Below are 18,184 nucleotides of genomic sequence, written 5' to 3' on the forward strand. Positions count from 1 at the left end.
TCAAACCTCCTTCAGGCCGGAAGACCGGAACAGCATCCAGTCGACGACGAAATTCACCGCGACAGTCAGAAGTGCAATGGCGGCCGCCGGGATCAGCGGCGTCATTTCGCCAAATGAAATCAGTGTCGCGTTTTCACGCACCATGGAGCCCCAGTCGGCGGTCGGCGGCTGAATGCCGAGGCCAAGGAACGACAGGCCTGCGATCAACAGGAACACGAAGCAGAATTCGAGACCGAATTCGGCGATCAGTGGCGCTGTCGAGTTTGGCAGGATTTCACGGCGGATCAGGTACCAGGTGCCCTCGCCGCGCAGCTTGGCCGCTTCGATGTAGTCCATCACCACCACGTTGCCGGCAACCGCCCGGGTGAGACGGAAGACGCGTGGCGAATAGATGACGGCAACGACGATCACGATCACCACCAGGTTGGTGCCGAAGATACTGAGCATCAGCAGGGCGAAGATCAGTGACGGAACCGACATGATGACGTCTGCGACACGGCCGATGAACTGATCGAACCAACCGCCCTTGGTGGCGGCAAGCAGGCCTGCAAATGCTCCCATGAAGAAGGCCAGCATGGTTGCAAGCAGCGCGAGACCGACAGAGTTGCGCGCGCCGTAGATGATGCGGCTGAACATGTCGCGACCGAGCTGGTCGGCCCCCAGAAGCATGGTTTCATCCGGCGGTGCAAAGGCTGACGAAATGACCTGTGCTTCACCGAAAGGTGCAATCACGGGGGCAAAGACCCCGGCGATGGCGTAGGTGAAGATCACGAACATGCCGAAGGCGGCCGTGAGAGGTGCGGTCCGCAACTCCTTGGAGACCCCGGCGGGCGTGATGATGATCAGGAATTCCCGGAACGCGTAGGATGTCCCGGCGGCCAGTGCCAGAAGACCGGCAGCCGTAGTGATGAACCGCAGCGCCGGAGCGCCGCCGATGATCCCCGCGATGAAGGAGATCATCGTCAGGGAAAAGACAAGAATGAAGATCTTGCGCTTGTTGAAATAGGCCGCCAGGCAGGAAGCCCCGATCAGCAGCGCATAGTAGCCAATAACGAATGTGCTCATGTCGCTGCCCTTATTTCGGATGCCGCAAACGCGGATTGGTCAGGATCGCGCCCACATCGGCTGCCAGGTTCAGCAGGATGAAGGTTGCCGCGAAGATCAGACAGCAGGCCTGCACGATCGGGAAATCGCGTTTGGCAACCGCGTCCACCAGAAGCTGGCCCACGCCCGGATAGACGAAGACAACTTCCACCAGAACCACACCGGTAATGAGGTAGGCGAGATTGAGTGCGACGACGTTGATGATCGGCGCCCAGGCGTTGGGCAGAGCATGTTTGACGATCACCTTCCAGGGCGGCACGCCTTTCAGCCGTGCCATCTCGATGTAGGGCGAGGCCAGAAGGTTGATGATCGCCGCGCGTGTCATCCGCATCATGTGCGCCGTCACCACCAGCACCAGGGTCAGCGCCGGCAGGAACGTTCGATGCAACAGATCCCCGAAGCTCATGTCCGCGCTGAGGCTGGCAATGGCGGGGAAGTAGTTGGTCTTGACCGCCAGGTAGAGAATGAGGATGTAGCCGAGAAAGAATTCCGGAGAGGAAATCGATGTCAGCGTGACCACGTTGGCAACCCTGTCGAACAGGGTATTGCGCAGGAGAGCGACAACCACGCCGAGAACGATGGAAACCGGCACCGCAATGACAGCCGCATAGGTCGCAAGGAAAAGCGTGTTGACGAACCGGTCGCTGATGGCAGCGCTGACCCGCTCGCCAGAGACGAGCGAGACGCCAAAGTCGCCGGTGAGTGCACCGCCGAGCCATTGGAAATATCGCAGGATCGCGGGCTGGTCGAGGCCGAGCTTCTCTCGCAGGGCGGCGACGGTTTCAGGCGTTGCTCCCTGTCCAAGAACGGCCTGGGCAATGTCGCCGGGCAGCAGTTCAACTGCAAAAAAGATCAGGATAGAGACCACTAGTAGCGTGATCGCACCTAAGCCAAGTCTCTTAAGGACCAGCTGTAGGATGTCCCCCATTTGTCCCTCCAGAATAGGAAAGCCCGGCACGGCACATAGCGCCGCCGGACACATATCGGGCAGGTTCCTGTCAGCTCTTTTTGCTTTGCGTTGGCAGGAGCCCTGTCCGTCCAGGTCGGCCCGTCCCGCGTCCGGGGCAGGGCCAAATTGCAGGCGGCGGCCTTAGCCGCCGCCTAACCCCTCAATCAGGACTCGAACCACCAGCGGCTGGCGGCACGCGCGCCGTCATTTTCCCAGCTGGCAGCCAGTTTCTCGGGCGTGCCCACCTTCGCGCTGTTGGCGTAAACGAAGTTGTTGAAGAACGGGATGATGGTGCCGCCATCGTCCCGGGCCAGCATCGCCATCTCGCGGTACATTTCCGCGCGCCGGGTGTCGTCCAGCTCGGCCTTGGCCTGAAGCAGAAGCTCGTTGAAGCGCGGGTTTTTCCAGTGAGACTCGTTCCAGGCCGCGTCGTTCTTGTAGGCCAGCGTGTACATGACATCAGGTGTCGGACGCGCGCCCCAGGACACGAGACAGAACGGCTTCTTCAGCCAGACGTCGGAATAGTAACCGTCGTTCGGTTCACGCACGACATTGATGTTGATACCCGCCGCCTTGGCGTGTTCGGCATAAAGCACCGCCATGTCGACTGCACCCGCATAGACGCTGTCCGCGGTGCTGAGGCTGACCGTGAGACCTTCTGCGCCCGCTTTCTTGAGCAGGGACTTGGCCTGGTCCGGATCGTAATCACGCTGCGGGATGTCGTCCGGCCAGTAAGGCTGGGCCGGCGAATGGTGGAAGTCATTGCCCTTGGTGGCTGCACCGAAGGTGATCTTCTCGATGATGTCATCCCGGTTCATGGCCAGCTTAAGCGCGTTGCGCACGTCCGGATTGTCGAACGGTGCCGTGTCACAGAACATCGGCAGCGTGATTGCGCCCGCGGACGGGATGTTGTGGATCTTGATGTTCGGATTGCGCTGCAGCAGACCCATGGTCTTCAGCTCGATCAGCGAGACCGCATCCACATCGCCGGTCACAAGTGCCGTCTGACGAGCGTTCGGATCGTTCAGGGTGATCAGCTCGACCTTGTCGAAATAGGCGCCTTCACGGTGCCAGCCGTCATGCCGGCTGAGGCTGAACTGAACGCCGAACTCGCCGTTGTCGATCTTGTAGGGACCGGTGCCGTCGCCGGACTGCCAGTCGATCGTGCCGTCGTCGTTGGCCGGGCAGATCGCCATGTGATAGTCGGTCATCAGCCATGGGAAGTCGGCGTTGCCGCCGGACAGCTTCACGACAACGGTGTAGTCGCCATCCTTGGTGATGTCGGTGACATCCGTCAGCAGCGCCTTGGCTGCGGAGGTTGTCTTGTCGCCGCGGTGGTGGTTCAGCGATGCGATGACATCGTCAGCCGTCAGTTTCCTGCCGCTGTGGAACTCGGCGTTTTCAGTGATCTTGAAGGTCCATTCGGACGCATCCTCGCTGGCTTCCCAGCTGTCGGCGAGATCCGGCCCAAGTGACCCGTCGCCCATGATCATCGTCAGATAGCTGCGGTGCGTGTGGGCGAGGAAAATCATCACGCGGGTCAGATAGGTGCCCGGATCGTGAGAATCTGAGGTGTTGCCGTCGTGGATCCCCCAGCGGAACGTCCCGCCCTGCTTGGGCTGGGCTTTCGCCTCGCTCGACCACAGGCCTGTTGCGGTACTTGCTGTCAGTCCGGCCAGCACGGAGTAACGAAGGAAATCACGTTTACTGATCCCTCCCGTGCGGGCCGCTGCTTCAAGCCTTTCGAGCATCTCGGCATCTTTGGACTTCGTCATCTGTCTCCCCTTCCGGTTCTTCTTAAACAGTCACTTGCCAATTTCCCAAACGTAGCATCCGTTGTTTTTTTGTAACCATGATGCTCATTTGCGACATTTACATAGCAAAACACGAACTGCCCCTGCTCGGCCACCCCCATGGGTAAATTCCTCATTTAAAATGTTTAATGTTGACTGGTTGCCCAGATATTGTGCACAGCAACATTATTATGAATGATTTTTGATTTTCAGACAGGCACGGAAAATGCTACGCGCGTATATTCTGGTCTACTGAGACAGATCTCAGATAATTCTTTTAGATGAAAAACGATTATTCTCCAACAATGTCGGAAAATGCAGTGCCAGTTCGTATTTCGGCACTGTCGAGCGGTAAATCAGGCGCATTCTTCTTGTCAAAATAACCGATTACCGGAGAACAAGATGAGTGTTGCCCAACGCAGCCGCAGCGGCGGCCGTGCCGGCCGCAGGGCTATTCGCACCGCTCCCGACCATACCATGCTGCCCGGTCTGCGGCGCACGCTTCCCCTGTGCGAACCCATGGACGAAGAGCAGATCCGAAAGCTGGACGATGCCTCCATGGCAATCCTGGAAGAGGTTGGAATCGTCTTTCGCGATCCGATTGCCCTTGCAGACTGGAAGCGGGCCGGCGCCAAGGTCGAGGGTGAGAGGGTCTACCTGGACCGGGGGCAGGTGCGTGAGCTCATCAGTTCGATCCCATCCAGCTTCACCTATCATGCCCGCAATCCGGCAAAGAATGTCCCGCTTGGAGGAGATCGTTCGATCTTCGTGCCGATGACCGGGGCACCATTTCTGCGTGATCTCGACAATCAGCGGCGCAATCCCACGCTTGCGGACCTGGCCATGTTCCACAAGCTCAGCCACATGCTGCCGGCCCTGCATTCCAGCGCCCACCACATCGTGGAGCCCTACGACCACCCCATCAGCCACCGGCACCTGCGCATCACCTATTCTTCGATCAAGCATTCGGACAAGACCTTCATGGGCATGACGACAAGCCCGAAGAACGCCGAAGATGTCATGGAAATGTGCGCGATCCTGTTCGGTGAGGACTATCTGGAGACCCATCCGGTCACGACAGGAAACTGCAACGGCAATTCTCCGCTGGTTTGGGACGAGACCATGCTGGGAGCAATGCGGGCCTTTTCGAAACGGAACCAGCCCGTGCTCTGCTCCCCCTTCGTGCTTGGCGGAGCCAATACCCCGGCAAGCGTCGTCCCCGCCGTTGCCCAGCTCAACGCGGAAGCCCTGAGCGCGCTTGCCTACACGCAAGTGATCCGGAAGGGCGCACCTGCGATTTACGGGCATTATCTGTCGACGGTCTCGATGAAATCCGGTGCGCCGATGGCCGGTACCCCAGAGATCAGCCTGATGAACTTCATGATCGGGCAGATGGCGCGGTTCTACGATGTGCCCTGGCGGACTTCCGGTTCGCTCGGCGGTGCCAAGACCTTTGACGCGCAAGCCGGGTATGAGAGCGCAGCAACGCTGAGCGCCGTTATCCATTCAGGTGCCAACTACATCTGGCACGCAGCCGGCTGGAACGAGGCCGGGATGCATTGCTCGGTTGCCAAGTTCATTGTCGACGCCGAGCAATGCGCAATGGCCTACCGCATGGCGGAGGGCCCGCGCTGGGATGATTTCGACGAAGGCCTTGCCGCCATTCGCGACGTCGGCCCCGGCGGGCATTACCTGGGACACCCGCACACCCAGGAGAATTTCCAGCGGGCGTTCTTCATGCCGGAGACCTTCGACAACAATTCCATCGAGCAATGGAAGGCCGAGGGAGAAGTGGAGATCACGGAACGGGCGCTTGGCATCGCCCGCAAGCTTCTGTCCGAGTATCAGGAGCCTGCTCTCGAGACCGCCAAAAACGAGGCCCTTCTCGACTACATCGCGCTACGCGAGCGTGAAATCCCGGCGGCAGATGCGCTGAACCAGGACTATTGAACCGCGGTACCGGCCAAAAACCGGGCTGCCCGTGCTTTCTCTTCTGCCCTGCGAGGCGGTTCATGAAAATCAAGTCTGTCGAGATCTTCCGCCATGACCTGCCGGTCAAGGGCGGCCCCTACAAGATGGCGAACGCCGAGGTCTGGTCTCTCCAGACCACCCTGGTCAAGCTGATCGCGGACAACGGGCATATCGGCTGGGGGGAAACCTGCCCCGTCGGCCCGACTTACGCCGAAGCGCATTCCGGTGGAGCGCAGGCGGCGCTGCAGCAGATCGCCCCTGCGCTGATTGGCCAGGACGTTCGGCCCCTGACGATCGGTCGTCTCATGAACGGCCAGCTTAATGGGCACAACTACGCAAAGGCGGCAATCGACATTGCCGTTCATGACCTGCTCGGCAAACATCTGGGACTTAGGGTTGCCGACCTTCTCGGTGGTGTCGCGGCGGAACGCGTTCCCTCTTATTACGCAACCGGTGTCGGTGCTCCCGAAGAGATCGCCAACATTGCCGCGGAGAAACGGGACGAAGGCTACCCGCGCCTGCAGATCAAGATGAGCGGGAAGGACGTAGAGCGCGATATCGAGACGATCCGCAGGGTCTGGGACAAGATCGCCGGATCCGGCATGCGTCTTGCGGTCGACGGCAACCGAGGCTGGACCACACGAGACGCGCTGCGCGTCAGTCGCGAATGCCCGGATATTCCGTTCATTCTGGAACAGCCCTGCAACCGGATCGAAGACCTGGAGAAGATCAGGCCACAGATCCACCATGGACTTTACATGGACGAGAACGGTGTCGACCTGGCAACAGTCATCCGTGCCGCCGGGCGCGGACTGGTCGATGGATTCGGCATGAAAGTGACCCGGATCGGCGGACTGCAGCAGATGGCTGCGTTCCGGGATATCTGCGAAGCCGTCTCGCTGCCGCATACCTGCGACGATGCCTGGGGCGGCGACATCATCGCCGCCGCCTGTACCCATGTAGCTGCCACCGTGAAGCCGTCTCTGCTGGAAGGGGTCTGGCTTGCGGAACCCATGATCGAGGGCAGTTATTCCATCGGCGAAGGCGTGCGCATCCGGGACGGTCACATTGCCTTGCCACAAGGCCCGGGCCTTGGTGTCGAACCGGATGAGACCCTGTTCGGCACGGCGATGGCTACTTTCTGAACTGGAGGCCGATATGCGCTTTAAAGGCAAACGCGCCCTCGTGACGGGCGCCGCCGGTGGGATCGGCAAAGTCATCTCCCAGATGCTGCGGGCAGAAGGGGCGCGCGTGGCCGCAGCCGACCGGAATTGCGATGCCGTTGATGCGGAAGTCCGGATTTCGGGAAACCTGCTGGACCCAGCTTATGCAGACGCACTGCCCCGCACCGCGGCCAAGGCACTTGGCGGCCTCGACATCATCATCAACAACGCCGGCGTCATTACCCGTGGTCCCGTGACCGAGACCAGCGATCAGGACTGGGCGCTGTCGATCGGGGTCAATGTCGAAGCTCCTTTCCGCATCTGCCGGGCGGGTATCCCGTTGCTGGCGGAGGCCGGAGGTGGGGCCATCGTCAACATCGCCTCTTGCTGGGGTGTTCACCCGGGCCCGAACCACGCTGTCTATTGCATGACCAAGGCGGCGATCGCTTCGCTGACCCAGTGCATGGGCCGGGACCATGCCCACCAGGGCATCCACATCAATGCTGTCTGCCCGAACGAGGTCGACACACCGATGCTGCGGACCGGGTTCGAAAAGCGCGGCTTTGACCCCGCAACGGCGATTGCCGAACTGGGCAGGACCGTTCCGCTTGGCCGGGTGGCGCTGCCGGATGATATCGCGGACGTCGTTCTGTTTCTTGCCTCCGATGCCGCGCGCTACATGTGCGGTTCGCTGGTTGAGGTCAACGGCGGGAAACCGGTGTCATGATGCGGTTCGAAGGGAAGATTGCCCTCGTCACGGGTGGGCGAAGCGGCATTGGTCGTGCGATTGCCCGGCGCTTGCAAAATGAAGGTGCCAGGGTCTTCACGGCCCAGCGCGGCGAGGATACGGAGTTTGAGTATGTCCAGGCGGATTTTGCCGACATGGAAGCCCCTGCCTGCATTATCGAAGACGTGGTAACGAAAGGCGGCAGGCTGGATGTGCTCGTCAACAATGCCGGCCTGATGCAGGAAGCGGCGATCGAAGACATGTCGCTCGCCGACTGGCAGCACTCGTTGGCGGTCAATCTGACCGCGCCTTTCCTGATGATCAAACATGCCTTGCCGCATTTGCGCCAGACACGCGGAAGCATCGTCAATGTCGGTTCCATCGAAGGCATCGGCTGCAATCCGCTGCATGCTGCCTATTCCGCCTCCAAGGCCGGGCTTCACGGCCTGACGCGCGCCGTTGCGGTCGATCACGGAAAGGACGGCGTCCGCTGCAACGCGGTTGCGCCAGGCTGGATCGATACGGAACTCAATCTCGAATTCATCAAGGCGACCCCGGATCCAGATGCCTTCCGGCGCGATATTGGCAAGATCCACCCGGCTGGCCGGACGGGCAAGCCGGAGGAAGTTGCCGCCTTGGTCGCTTTCCTGGCAGCCGAGGAAAGCGGTTTTGTCACCGGTCAGGTCTACACGGTCGACGGTGGCAGAATGACCAAGTTGAGCTTGCCCTGAAGGGCTTGGAGCGGTTCAAAATGCCTGCCGAATAGCGGACTTCATTGTCCTGACGAGATCCTGATTGGCGCTGGCTGCGACGCCGATGACAAGTTTCGACATGGGTGTCGAGGCAAACCCATGCTCGTTGCCAAGCACCTTGAGGTGGCCCGCGAGAGTAGACCGCCCCAGAAGCCCAATCGCAATACCCGCTTCCACGGCAGCCGTTACGCCCGCCACGCTCTGGCTTGAAAAGGCAATTCGGTAAGGCCTCCCTCTTGCCTCAAGCGACTTGAGGGCCGCCTCACGCCACCAGCAGGCGCGGTCGAAAAGGGCGACCGGAACCGGCTCTTCGGCCAGAAGATCCCGGTAACGCGACATTACCCAGCAGGTCGGGTCCTCGAAGACCACCTCTTCGTTCCTGCCGATCGTTTCAACCTCGTAGACGGCAAGATCCAGCTTTCCCCTGGACAGCAGTTCCGGGAAATCGGTGCTGATCGTACAGGTTACCTCAAGCTCCACCTGCGGGTGCGATTGTGCGAAGGCAGACAGGATCTTCGCAAGCTTTGCCTGGCCATGGTCGTCAGGAATGCCGAGGCGAAGCTTCCCGCGCAAACCGTCGGCGGTGATTTCCCTCAGGACGGCATCCAGCCGTTCTTTCACATCCCTTGCGACCGGCATCAGGCGCTGCCCGGTCTCCGTCAGCGTCACACCGCGGCCGGTCCGCTCGAACAGATCCCGCCCGATCACCTCTTCAAGGCGCATGATCTGAAGACTGGTTGCCGATTGTGACCGGCCGATCAGGCGGGCACCTTCAGTGACGCTGCCCGTCCCGGCGACCGCCAGAAAGGTTCGGAGGAGTTCACTGTCGAGATTATTCATCCAATTTTTCAATATCTGACATTTAAGATATTCGTTTCACCAATACTTAGATCACGCCTAGTCTGAAGCCGTCAATCACTGGAGGCCTTCATGGAAGGACAGACGGCAACAGCCACGTTTTCTGGATCCCGAAGAATTGCCGCCGGAGCCGGAGCTGGCCTTCTCGCCGGGCTTGTCTGGCTGTGGCCGCAATTCTTCAAACAGGGGATCCTGTTCACCGGACAGGGTCTCCTTCAAGTTGCCCCGCTCGTCGTGCCGGGCATAGCCCTCACGGCCTGGATCATTGCCAGCGGTGCCGACAGGATCATCGGCCGCGCGTTTGAAGGACGGCTCATGCGCGCGGTCCTCGTGGCGTCTGCCATGGGGGCGATCACGCCGGTCTGCGGGGTGACGATCCTGCCTCTGATGGCCGGGTTGCTGGCAGCCGGGGTTCCCCTTGCCCCGGTCATGGCGTTCTGGCTGTCCTCGCCGATTACCGATCCGGCTATGCTGGCGACTACGGCGGCGACCCTCGGTGTCGCCTTTGCAGTCGGCAAGACCGTAGCAGCCTTCGGTCTGGGTGTATTTGGCGGATCCGTCACAGCAGCGCTCACGCGTGAGCAAAGCGGTGAAGCGGCGCTGCGGTCTGGTGGGCTCGCCGCAAAATTGACGGCGCGGTGCTGTGACGGCGCGACATCGTTTGAACCGCGTGTCTGGCGCAACAGCAGCCGGCGCAAGGCCTTCGCGCGGCAGGCAGCAGCGACCACACGGCTGATCCTGATCTGCCTGATCCCGGCCTTCTTCGCCGAATATGCGCTGAATGCGGCTCTGACCACGGGATCGCTTGCAGCCTATCTTGGCTCGAACACCTGGTGGGCCATACCCGCCGCCGTCTTCGTCGGCGCACCGGCCTATATCGACGGTTATGCGGCCTTGCCGCTGACCCGCGGTCTCATCGACAACGGCATGTCGCCCGGCGCGGCGATGGCGTTTCTGGTTTCCGGAGGCGTTGTCAGCATCTGGGGAGCGCTTGCGATATTTCCCGTGCTGAAACTGCGACCGTTTCTGCTTTACCTGGCGCTTGCCGTTACCGGGTCACTGATCTCGGGCTATGTGTTCGAATGGGTCTACTGACCCGGTCGGCCTCTGGCCGGGATCATTCCTCAGCCGCGCGCCATTCCTTCCAGCGCAGCACGGCATTGGCGCCGATTTCCCGGAATGGCTGTGGCGGCAGTTTTTTCGGTCGGGCTTCAGCACCGAAATGACGGGTGATGCTGCTGGTCTGTCCCAGCGCCAGATCAGCAGCGCCCATTCCGGTCAGGGTTCCGCGTGCGGTGCCGAGACCATTTTGTACGCAACCGGAAAACACGTCCTGCTCCAGTTCTCGCATGACCGCGACACCATTCAGCGACAGGCAAAGGTGTCCTGCCCACTTGTATTCCATCTTCAACCCTGCCAACTGCGGAAACCGCCGGTCGAACTTGCGTTGCATGAGACGGGCCGCACGTTCCACGCTTGCCGGTGTCAGCCGCATGTCGGGTTTCAAGACGGCGCAGGTTCTCGTAACGATCCTGTTTCCACCCTGACCGGCGTCGATCCGGCGCAAGGTCGTCCCCATCGGATCAGATGGCGTGATGCCCCAGCGGCTTTGGCCGCCAAGTTTCTTCAACGCCGCACTGTCCAGCTCGGGCGTCATGACGGCAAACAGGAACAGCTGCATCAGCCGGTCTCGTTCGAAACCGAAACTCTCCAGATGACCATTGACCGTGAGGATGACTTTTGCCGTTGAAACGGATCCGGATCGCGTTTCCACCTTCCAGCTTTCGCCTTCCCTGGCGAAAGACAGGGCCGGGCTTTGCTCGAAAACCTGCACGCCTTCCCGCCGAAGTCCGGTGGCAAGTCCGCGGATATATCCAGCAGGCTGCAGCATGACCGTACCGGGGGTATAAAGTCCGCCAACGTAGTGTCTGCTTCCGGTCAGGTCCGCCATCTGTTGGCGGTCGAGCAGCTCATATTTTTCACCGAGGCTCGTCAGATGGTCGGCATAACTGCGGTTATGAAGATCGGCCTTGATGCTAGCCGCACCGTTGATCTTGCCTGCCGGATCAAAATAGTGCCTGTCGATCCCGTAGTCCTCGACCGCGCCACGCGCAAAGCCGATTGCCTCTCGATTGAGGGCGATCAGGGACTTGTCGTCACCGTTACCGGCATAATCCTCCGATGTCAGTTCATGCGGCAGGTCGATCATGAATCCGGAATTGCGTCCGGCCGATCCTTCCGCAACCCGGCAAGCGTCGAGCACGACAACCTTGAGATTTCGGTCTGACTGGAGCAGACGGCGAGCAGCCGACAGACCGGCAAATCCGGCGCCGATGATCGTGACATCCGCGCTTATCTGTTCGCTCAGCACCTGCGCAGGCTGCTGCTTCGGCAGGATGGTGTTCCAGGCCGCCGGGCCTTGCAGGTTCGGCAGAGTGTCGGCGGCCCGTTTCGTCATCCGACGGCCTCGTCCTCGTCGTCGGACAGATCCAGCCAGATGGTCTTCAGCTGGGTGTACTGGTCGTGCGCCGCCAAACTGTTGTCCCGCCCGCCGAAACCGGACTGTTTGAACCCTCCGAACGGTGTGGTGATGTCACCTTCGCCAAAGCAATTGACGGTCACGGTGCCGGCCCGGATCGCCCGGGCACCACGCAGCGCCTTTCTGGCGTTGCCGGTGAAGATCGAGGCGGCAAGGCCGTACTGCGTATCGTTGGCCAGCGCGATAGCCTCATCGAAGCTTCTCACGGTCAGAACGCTCAAGACCGGACCGAAGATTTCCTCCCGCGCAATGGTGGACACCGGATCGGTTTCCAGAACGGTCGGTTCGACGAAAGCGCCATCGCGGCTGCCGCCGCCCATCAACACCTTTGCGCCCTTGTCCAGATAGGAACTGACCTTGGCGAAATGATCGCTGGAGACGAGCGCACCGACACGATGCTCCGGATCAAGGGGATCTCCCATCGTCCATTCCCGCGCATGGGCCAGAATGCGTTCCAGCAGCGCTTCCTTGATATCTTCTTCCACGATCAGGCGGGAACTTGCCGAACAGTTCTCGCCCATGTTCCAGAACGCGCCATTGACGACGTGAGCAGCCACCCGGTCGAGATTTTCCGCGTCCTTCAGGACAATGCTCGGGTTCTTGCCGCCCATTTCCAGAACGACCTCCTTCAGGTTGCTGTCGGCGGCATAGCGCAGGAACCGGCGGCCGGTTTCCGTCGAACCGGTGAAGGAGATCATGTCGACATCCATGTGCCGGCCAAGCGGTTCGCCGACGTCCGGACCGGAGCCTGGAACGACATTGAAGACACCCCGCGGAATGCCGGCTTCCATGGCAAGTTCCGCAATACGCAGGGCGGTGAGCGATGTTTCTTCGGCCGGCTTGACGATGACCGAACATCCTGCCGCCAGCGCCGGACCGATTTTCCAGGCGAGCATCAGCAGCGGAAAGTTCCAGGGCAGAACCAGCCCGACGACGCCAACCGGTTCGCGCACGATCATGGCGATGTGATCATCGGAGGCGGGCGAGACCTGGTCGTAGATCTTGTCGATCGCCTCTGCGTGCCATTTCAGGCAATGGATCGTCTCCGGCACATCCACGGTTTCGCAATCGTAGATCGTCTTGCCGCTGTCGAGGCTCTCCATCACGGCCAGCTCCCGCCGGTTGCGGGTGATGAGCTTGGCAAAGCGGATCAGCGTGTCCTTGCGTTCCGACGGATGCAGCTTCGACCACCGGCCGTCCTCAAAGGCTTCCCGGGCCTTCAGCACTGCGAAATCAACATCCTCTGCACTACAGGCTGCCACGGAGGCAAGTGTCTCGCCGGTGGCGGGATTGACCGTCTCGAAGGTCTTGCCCGACGCTGCCGGGCGGTAAGAGCCGTCGATGAAGGCATTTGTCGGCAAGGTCAGGCCGGCAGCGAGCGCCTTGTATTCCTCGCGCGTCAGAAGGTCTGTCATGATCATTCTCCCGCCGTGATGTCTTGAATGGTGGATTTCAGAACCCGGACGACCTGGTCGAGCTGACGCTTGTCGTCCTTGTTGAGTGCCTTCAACGGCGGGCGCGGCGGACCGGCGTAGAGCCCGCTCATTTCCACCCCGTGCTTGACGCATTGAATGAACTTGCCGCCCTGTTCCAGCACGCGCATCAGCGGCATCATTGCCGACATGATCCGCCGCCCCTTGCTGAAATCCCCTTCAACGGCGCAGGCCCGGTAAAGGGCAACATGTTCTTCGGGCAGGAAATTCGAGCCGGCGCACACCCAGCTGCGTGCCCCCCAGGCGAAGAATTCCAGCGCCTGATCGTCCATGCCGCAGGACATCTGGATGTGCGGGTAGTCGCGTGCCAGAAGGTGGACGCGGTTGATGTCGCCAGAGCTTTCCTTGATGGCGCAGACATTGCGCGAACGGCCAACCCGGTCGAGGAACTCCTCGCCCATGTTCACCCCCATCCGGCCCGGATAGTTATAGAGCATGATCGGAAGATCGGCGGCCCGGTCAATGGTCAGGACATTGAGCGCGTTTTCCCGCTCCGTCGGCACCGAATAGGGCGGTGTTGCCACCAGAATGGCATCGGCACCGATCTCCGCGGCACCTTCCGCCAGCGCGATGGAATCCGGTGTCCTCATGGTTCCCGTTCCCACGATCAGAGGCAGGCGGCCTGCAAGCTTTTGCGCGGTAAAGCGCGCCAGCTCGAGACGTTCCTCAACGGTCTGGGCATAGTTTTCGCCCGTTGATCCGCCGGAAATCAGGCCGTGCACACCACTGTCGACAAGATGGTCGACAACAGCGGCCAGGGCATCCCAGACCACGTTGCCTTCGCCGTCATAGGGCGTGACCACGGGCGTGTAGATGCCTTCGAACTTCATGATTGGGGTCATCGCGGTGTCTGCCTCATGCGGATTTGAGTTTGGGTGGAATGCCGAGCGGAGCTTCCAGGCCTTCAGGCATGACAAACAGTTCGATCTGGTCACGCGAGAGAGCCCAGTGCTCCAGCGCCAGTTCCGCGGCGCGGTTGTCGTCGCCCTGCTCGATCGCCTCGATCATCTCGTCATGCTGGCGGCCGGCCAGCTCGAGGCGATCTTCCTTCGCACCGGACTTGGGGCGGAAAAAGGTCATACCGATCCGGGTATGGTCGATCAGCAACCGGTCAAGGCTCGCCAGCAGATAGCTGTTGCCCGCCATGTGGCCGGTGATGCGGTGGAAACGGTCGTTTGTAAGTGCGCGTTCAATCACGTCGCCACTTGCCATGGCGGCCCGGAACTCTTTCTGCGCCTGACGCAGTTCCTCGATCTGTGCCGGCGTCGCGTTCTGCGCGGCGAGCCGAAGCACTGCGCTGTAGATCAGCGGTGCGGCAAGGAAAAAGTCCCGCAGCGTGTAGTGGGTCATGTCGGAAACACGCGCACCCCGATTGAGCTGCAGCGTGACATAGCCTTCACCGGCCAGCTGCTGCAGCACCTCGCGCAAAGGGGTCCGGGAGAGGCCGTAGAGATCACACAGATCGGTTTCTTCCAGCGGGCTGCCGGGCTTGCGCTCCAACGTCAGGATCGCGCGTTTCAGATCCTCATAGGCATTCGACTTTGCCGTGCCGCGTACAGGGGGCATGTGACGCTCCATTCCGAATTCAGTTGACTCGTTTGTATACATGATGTGTACAATATCAACACAATAATAATACATGCGCCCGAAAGGCCCTGATCGGCCAGAGGCGACAGAGGCCGGAGAAAAGCGACATGTCCCGAACCACTGACGTCACCTTCCTGTTGCTTGAAGATTTTTCGCATATCGCCTTCGCTTGCGCGGTGGAGCCGCTGCGTATCGCCAACCTGCTTCAGGGAGAGGAAATCTACCGGTGGCGACTGGCTTCACCCGATGGTCAAAGGGCGGTCTGCTCCAACGGAACCGTGACGCTGGTGGATCAGGGCCTCGATCCGTTGCCCGCACGCTCCAGCCTGTTCCTGATCTCCGGTCAGAATGTCGGCGACCGGGCGGCGCCGGAGGTACTGAGCTTCCTGCGGCGGGAGCGTGCCCGGGGCACCCAGATCGGTGCTATCTGTTCGGGCGCCTACATTCTTGCCAAGGCTGGCCTGCTGAACGACCGCCGCGCAGCCATTCACTGGTCGTTCCACGACAGTTTCGAGGAAACCTTTCCGGACGTGCAGTTGTGCAAGAATGTCTTCGTCACGGACGAGGCCTTCGTCACCGCATCCGGCGGCACCGCGGCGACCGACATGATGCTGCACCTGATTGGCGAAGCCCACGGTACGGACCTGGCGGTCGCGATTGCGGACATGATGGTCTATTCCGGTGTTCGGCCTGCCAACGCGGCCCAGCAGATTTCACTACAGGCGCGGCACGGAATCAGGAACCCGCATATTGCCGAGGCAATTCGTCTGTTGAACGAAAGCGCGCCCTATTACCTGCCGACATCCGAGATCGCCCGCAAGATCGGCATTTCCACCCGGCAGCTCGAGCGGTTGTTCCAGAAACACCTGAAGGTGTCGCCGAAACGATTTGCCATAGACCAGAAGCTCACGCGTGCCCGCAATCTTCTGCTGCAGACCGAACGGTCCGTGTCTGAGATCGCCCTGGCCTGCGGCTACGAATCCGCTTCGCATTTCATCCGCACCTATCAAAACAGGTTCGGCGTGACACCGCACAATCAGCGTCTTTGCTCCGCGGGAACACAGGCTGCGTTTCAAAGGGCATGACCGGGTCCTGGGGCTGCGATCTGCCCGCGTTTTGAAATGCTGCCCCAATTCCTGGCAAGCCGGTTCCGGCTTCTCCGCCTGGTCCAATGCCCCATCCTCCTTGCGTGTCTTCGGCCCGTGACTTAGATCCTTGTCTGAAGCCGGTCCGGACCGGAGCCCAAACGGAGGCCGCATCCATTCTTCCCGTCAGAATTGCAGGCACTGGACATGCCTTGCCTGCAAAGTCCGTCACCTCGGAAACCCTCGATCTTCAGCTGGGCTTTCCTGCCGGACATCTTCAAAAACTGTCCGGCGTTTCAAGCCGGTTTGTCGCAGCAGAGGAAAGCCAGATAGATCTGGCGGTTGCGGCTTGCCAAGCCGCGCTTGAAAAGGCAGGCCAAACGCCTCGGGACGTCGACCTCGTCCTCGGTGCGTGCGGAATTCCCTACCAGACCCTGCCGGCAACCGCGCCGCTGGTGATGCAGAGACTGGGTTTTGCCGATGGCACGGCGGCGGCCTACGACGTCAATGCGACTTGTCTTTCCTTCCTGACCGCTTTCGAGCTTGCCGCCAACAAACTTGCGCTGGGGCAAGCAACGTCGGTGCTGGTGTTTGCTGCGGACATCGCCTCGCGCGCACTGCCCTGGGAAGACCAGCCCGATGTTGCCGCCCTGTTCGGCGACGGAGCGGCTGCAGTCGTCCTGACGACAGGAGGCGATAATGGCCCGGGCATTGCGGCCGCGCTGCTGCGAACCTACCCCTCCGCCTACGCTGCATGCGAGATCGGGGCCGGAGGCACTCGGTTCGATTTTCACAAGGACCGAGAGGCCTTCGCCCGGCATGCCGTGTTTCACATGGACGGCAAGGACCTCTTCCGTGTCACGCACAAGCACTTTCCGCAGTTCGTCGACCAGTTGCTGTCGAAAGCCGGATGGGCCCGGCAGGATATCGACCTCGTCGTACCGCACCAGGCAAGCCCGCTCGCGCTGGAGCACATGATCCGGGAAACCGGCATGGAGCGCAGCCGGGTGGTCGACATCGGCTGCACCCACGGCAACCAGATTGCAGCATCGCTGCCAACCGCGCTCGACATTGCCTGGCGCCGGGGCCGGATCGAGCCCGGCATGCGCGTGCTGTTGCTCGGGACATCGGCCGGTGTGACCTTCGGCGGCATGGCCCTTGAGGTTTGACCATGGGGCGCTTGCTGATCACTGGAGCAACGGGATTTCTGGGCGGAGCCCTGATCCGTCATTTGCGCGCCAAAGGCTCCAAACCGATCGCTCTCGGCCGCAGCGAGTTGCAGTGTCAGCACCTTGAGGCCGAGGGCTTCGACGTCGTTCGCATGGATCTTTCCAACCCCTGCGACAAGGATCAAATCGCGCCTCTTGGTCCGGTCGACGCCATAGTGCATTGCGCGGCGCTCTCCGCGCCCTGGGGACCACGAAGCGCCTTTGTGGCGGCGAATGTCACCGGGACAAAACACCTGCTTGATCTTGCGGAAAAGCTTGGCGTGCGGCGGTTCGTCAACATTTCCTCGCCCACCGTCTATTTCGAGATGAAGGACAAGGAGAACGTCCGGGAAGATGCGCTATTGCCGCCGCCCATCAACGCTTATGCGGCGACAAAGGCCGAGGCCGAACAGCTGGTGCTGACCCGCCCCGACCTTGGCCCGATCAACCTGCGTCCACGCGGCCTTTATGGTGCGGGGGACACGACACTCCTGCCGCGCTTGCTCGCCGCAGCCCGGAAGCGGCCCTTGCCGGTTTTCCGGAATGGAGCTGCCTCCATCGACCTGACCCATGTCGATGATCTGCTCTCAGCCGTCGAGACGGCCCTTGAAGCCTCTCCGGAATGCGAAGGCGAGACGTTCAACATTTCCGGAGGCGAACCTTTGCCGGTGCGTTTCATTGTCGAGCGTGTCTGTGCCACCAAGGGCATTCCGGTTCGCTGGCAGAACCGCTCCCTGGCCCCGGCTGTCCTGGTGGCCAGGCTTCTGGAGACGGCAAGTCTGATTGTGCCTGGCGCCGGCGAACCTCTGGCGACACCCTATACGCTCGGCCTCTTCGCCTTCCGGCAGAGCCTCGACATTTCCAAGGCGGAGCGGTTGCTGGACTGGCGACCGCAGATCGACTTCGAAAGCGGTCTTGCAAAAACACTTGTCGAAGGGAACGCCCGTTGACCCCG

Annotated in this window: 16 protein-coding genes; 8 read left to right on the forward strand and 8 right to left on the reverse strand. The window is 61.0% G+C overall.

Annotated elements, in window-relative coordinates:
• The 3 genes from ACP90_RS26425 to ACP90_RS26435 form a co-directional block, all read right to left on the reverse strand.
• Entirely contained in the window at positions 1 to 1,065 is a 1,065-nt protein-coding gene (locus ACP90_RS26425) for an ABC transporter permease (protein WP_062490988.1), read from the reverse strand.
• A gap of 10 nt (positions 1,066 to 1,075) precedes the next feature.
• The gene (locus tag ACP90_RS26430) at positions 1,076 to 2,032 is read right to left on the reverse strand and encodes an ABC transporter permease (protein ID WP_062490990.1); all 957 of its coding nucleotides are present in this window, start codon (positions 2,030 to 2,032) and stop codon (positions 1,076 to 1,078) included.
• A gap of 185 nt (positions 2,033 to 2,217) precedes the next feature.
• Positions 2,218 to 3,828, reverse strand: a complete 1,611-nt coding sequence (locus tag ACP90_RS26435; protein WP_062490992.1) for an ABC transporter substrate-binding protein — start codon at positions 3,826 to 3,828, stop codon at positions 2,218 to 2,220.
• Between the two features lie 420 nt (positions 3,829 to 4,248).
• Here ACP90_RS26435 and ACP90_RS26440 point away from each other — a divergent pair, with 420 nt between their 5' ends.
• The 4 genes from ACP90_RS26440 to ACP90_RS26455 all read left to right on the forward strand — a co-directional run bounded on the left by ACP90_RS26440 (position 4,249) and on the right by ACP90_RS26455 (position 8,438).
• Positions 4,249 to 5,796, forward strand: a complete 1,548-nt coding sequence (locus tag ACP90_RS26440; protein ID WP_062490994.1) for a trimethylamine methyltransferase family protein — start codon at positions 4,249 to 4,251, stop codon at positions 5,794 to 5,796.
• A 62-nt stretch (positions 5,797 to 5,858) separates the two neighbouring features.
• Positions 5,859 to 6,962, forward strand: coding sequence for a mandelate racemase/muconate lactonizing enzyme family protein (locus tag ACP90_RS26445; protein WP_062490996.1), 1,104 nt, complete (start codon positions 5,859 to 5,861; stop codon positions 6,960 to 6,962).
• Between the two features lie 13 nt (positions 6,963 to 6,975).
• The gene (locus ACP90_RS26450; RefSeq protein ID WP_062490998.1) at positions 6,976 to 7,707 is read left to right on the forward strand and encodes an SDR family oxidoreductase; all 732 of its coding nucleotides are present in this window, start codon (positions 6,976 to 6,978) and stop codon (positions 7,705 to 7,707) included.
• Positions 7,704 to 8,438: an SDR family oxidoreductase gene (locus ACP90_RS26455; protein WP_062491000.1), complete on the forward strand. Its 735-nt coding sequence runs from the start codon at positions 7,704 to 7,706 to the stop codon at positions 8,436 to 8,438. The genes ACP90_RS26450 and ACP90_RS26455 overlap by 4 nt, the downstream gene beginning before the upstream one ends.
• A gap of 15 nt (positions 8,439 to 8,453) precedes the next feature.
• Here the strand turns inward: ACP90_RS26455 and ACP90_RS26460 are convergent, their stop codons facing one another.
• Positions 8,454 to 9,299 (reverse strand): LysR substrate-binding domain-containing protein, encoded by an 846-nt coding sequence (locus tag ACP90_RS26460; protein ID WP_062491002.1) that lies wholly within the window; start codon positions 9,297 to 9,299, stop codon positions 8,454 to 8,456.
• A gap of 90 nt (positions 9,300 to 9,389) precedes the next feature.
• Here ACP90_RS26460 and ACP90_RS26465 point away from each other — a divergent pair, with 90 nt between their 5' ends.
• Positions 9,390 to 10,412 carry a permease gene (locus tag ACP90_RS26465; RefSeq protein ID WP_082809865.1) on the forward strand — a complete coding sequence of 341 codons (1,023 nt, stop codon included), beginning with the start codon at positions 9,390 to 9,392 and terminating at the stop codon, positions 10,410 to 10,412.
• Positions 10,413 to 10,434: 22 nt separating this feature from the next.
• Here the strand turns inward: ACP90_RS26465 and ACP90_RS26470 are convergent, their stop codons facing one another.
• The 4 genes from ACP90_RS26470 to ACP90_RS26485 are packed head-to-tail and all read right to left on the reverse strand — an operon-like array spanning position 10,435 to position 14,915.
• Positions 10,435 to 11,775, reverse strand: a complete 1,341-nt coding sequence (locus ACP90_RS26470) for an FAD-binding oxidoreductase (RefSeq protein ID WP_062491005.1) — start codon at positions 11,773 to 11,775, stop codon at positions 10,435 to 10,437.
• On the reverse strand, positions 11,772 to 13,271 hold the full coding sequence (locus ACP90_RS26475; RefSeq protein ID WP_062492029.1) for an aldehyde dehydrogenase: 1,500 nt from the start codon (positions 13,269 to 13,271) through the stop codon (positions 11,772 to 11,774). The genes ACP90_RS26470 and ACP90_RS26475 overlap by 4 nt, the downstream gene beginning before the upstream one ends.
• Positions 13,272 to 13,273: 2 nt before the next feature.
• Positions 13,274 to 14,179: a dihydrodipicolinate synthase family protein gene (locus ACP90_RS26480; protein ID WP_022999172.1), complete on the reverse strand. Its 906-nt coding sequence runs from the start codon at positions 14,177 to 14,179 to the stop codon at positions 13,274 to 13,276.
• Positions 14,180 to 14,204: 25 nt separating this feature from the next.
• Positions 14,205 to 14,915, reverse strand: coding sequence for a GntR family transcriptional regulator (locus ACP90_RS26485; RefSeq protein WP_031268723.1), 711 nt, complete (start codon positions 14,913 to 14,915; stop codon positions 14,205 to 14,207).
• A 128-nt stretch (positions 14,916 to 15,043) separates the two neighbouring features.
• Here ACP90_RS26485 and ACP90_RS26490 point away from each other — a divergent pair, with 128 nt between their 5' ends.
• From ACP90_RS26490 to ACP90_RS26500, 3 genes are all read left to right on the forward strand, one after another.
• Positions 15,044 to 16,021, forward strand: coding sequence for a GlxA family transcriptional regulator (locus ACP90_RS26490; protein ID WP_062491008.1), 978 nt, complete (start codon positions 15,044 to 15,046; stop codon positions 16,019 to 16,021).
• 212 nt (positions 16,022 to 16,233) lie between these two features.
• The gene (locus ACP90_RS26495) at positions 16,234 to 17,190 is read left to right on the forward strand and encodes a 3-oxoacyl-[acyl-carrier-protein] synthase III C-terminal domain-containing protein (protein WP_286145713.1); all 957 of its coding nucleotides are present in this window, start codon (positions 16,234 to 16,236) and stop codon (positions 17,188 to 17,190) included.
• 2 nt (positions 17,191 to 17,192) lie between these two features.
• Positions 17,193 to 18,179, forward strand: coding sequence for an NAD(P)-dependent oxidoreductase (locus tag ACP90_RS26500; RefSeq protein ID WP_062491010.1), 987 nt, complete (start codon positions 17,193 to 17,195; stop codon positions 18,177 to 18,179).
• Positions 18,180 to 18,184 lie beyond the last annotated feature (5 nt).

The organism is Labrenzia sp. CP4, from assembly GCF_001579905.1.
In the GTDB taxonomy this organism is placed as follows: domain Bacteria; phylum Pseudomonadota; class Alphaproteobacteria; order Rhizobiales; family Stappiaceae; genus Roseibium; species Roseibium algicola.

Excerpts from the sequence above, each read along its gene's own strand:
- ACP90_RS26455 (WP_062491000.1), top strand. The coding sequence starts at position 7,704 with ATGATGCGGTTCGAAGGGAAGATTGCCCTCGTCACGGGTGGGCGAAGC.
- ACP90_RS26470 (WP_062491005.1), bottom strand. The coding sequence starts at position 11,775 with ATGACGAAACGGGCCGCCGACACTCTGCCGAACCTGCAAGGCCCGGCG.
- ACP90_RS26480 (WP_022999172.1), bottom strand. The coding sequence starts at position 14,179 with ATGAAGTTCGAAGGCATCTACACGCCCGTGGTCACGCCCTATGACGGC.
- ACP90_RS26485 (WP_031268723.1), bottom strand. The coding sequence starts at position 14,915 with ATGCCCCCTGTACGCGGCACGGCAAAGTCGAATGCCTATGAGGATCTG.
- ACP90_RS26445 (WP_062490996.1), top strand. The coding sequence starts at position 5,859 with ATGAAAATCAAGTCTGTCGAGATCTTCCGCCATGACCTGCCGGTCAAG.
- ACP90_RS26435 (WP_062490992.1), bottom strand. The coding sequence starts at position 3,828 with ATGACGAAGTCCAAAGATGCCGAGATGCTCGAAAGGCTTGAAGCAGCG.
- ACP90_RS26425 (WP_062490988.1), bottom strand. The coding sequence starts at position 1,065 with ATGAGCACATTCGTTATTGGCTACTATGCGCTGCTGATCGGGGCTTCC.
- ACP90_RS26450 (WP_062490998.1), top strand. The coding sequence starts at position 6,976 with ATGCGCTTTAAAGGCAAACGCGCCCTCGTGACGGGCGCCGCCGGTGGG.
- ACP90_RS26465 (WP_082809865.1), top strand. The coding sequence starts at position 9,390 with ATGGAAGGACAGACGGCAACAGCCACGTTTTCTGGATCCCGAAGAATT.
- ACP90_RS26475 (WP_062492029.1), bottom strand. The coding sequence starts at position 13,271 with ATGACAGACCTTCTGACGCGCGAGGAATACAAGGCGCTCGCTGCCGGC.
- ACP90_RS26500 (WP_062491010.1), top strand. The coding sequence starts at position 17,193 with ATGGGGCGCTTGCTGATCACTGGAGCAACGGGATTTCTGGGCGGAGCC.
- ACP90_RS26440 (WP_062490994.1), top strand. The coding sequence starts at position 4,249 with ATGAGTGTTGCCCAACGCAGCCGCAGCGGCGGCCGTGCCGGCCGCAGG.
- ACP90_RS26490 (WP_062491008.1), top strand. The coding sequence starts at position 15,044 with ATGTCCCGAACCACTGACGTCACCTTCCTGTTGCTTGAAGATTTTTCG.
- ACP90_RS26430 (WP_062490990.1), bottom strand. The coding sequence starts at position 2,032 with ATGGGGGACATCCTACAGCTGGTCCTTAAGAGACTTGGCTTAGGTGCG.
- ACP90_RS26460 (WP_062491002.1), bottom strand. The coding sequence starts at position 9,299 with ATGAATAATCTCGACAGTGAACTCCTCCGAACCTTTCTGGCGGTCGCC.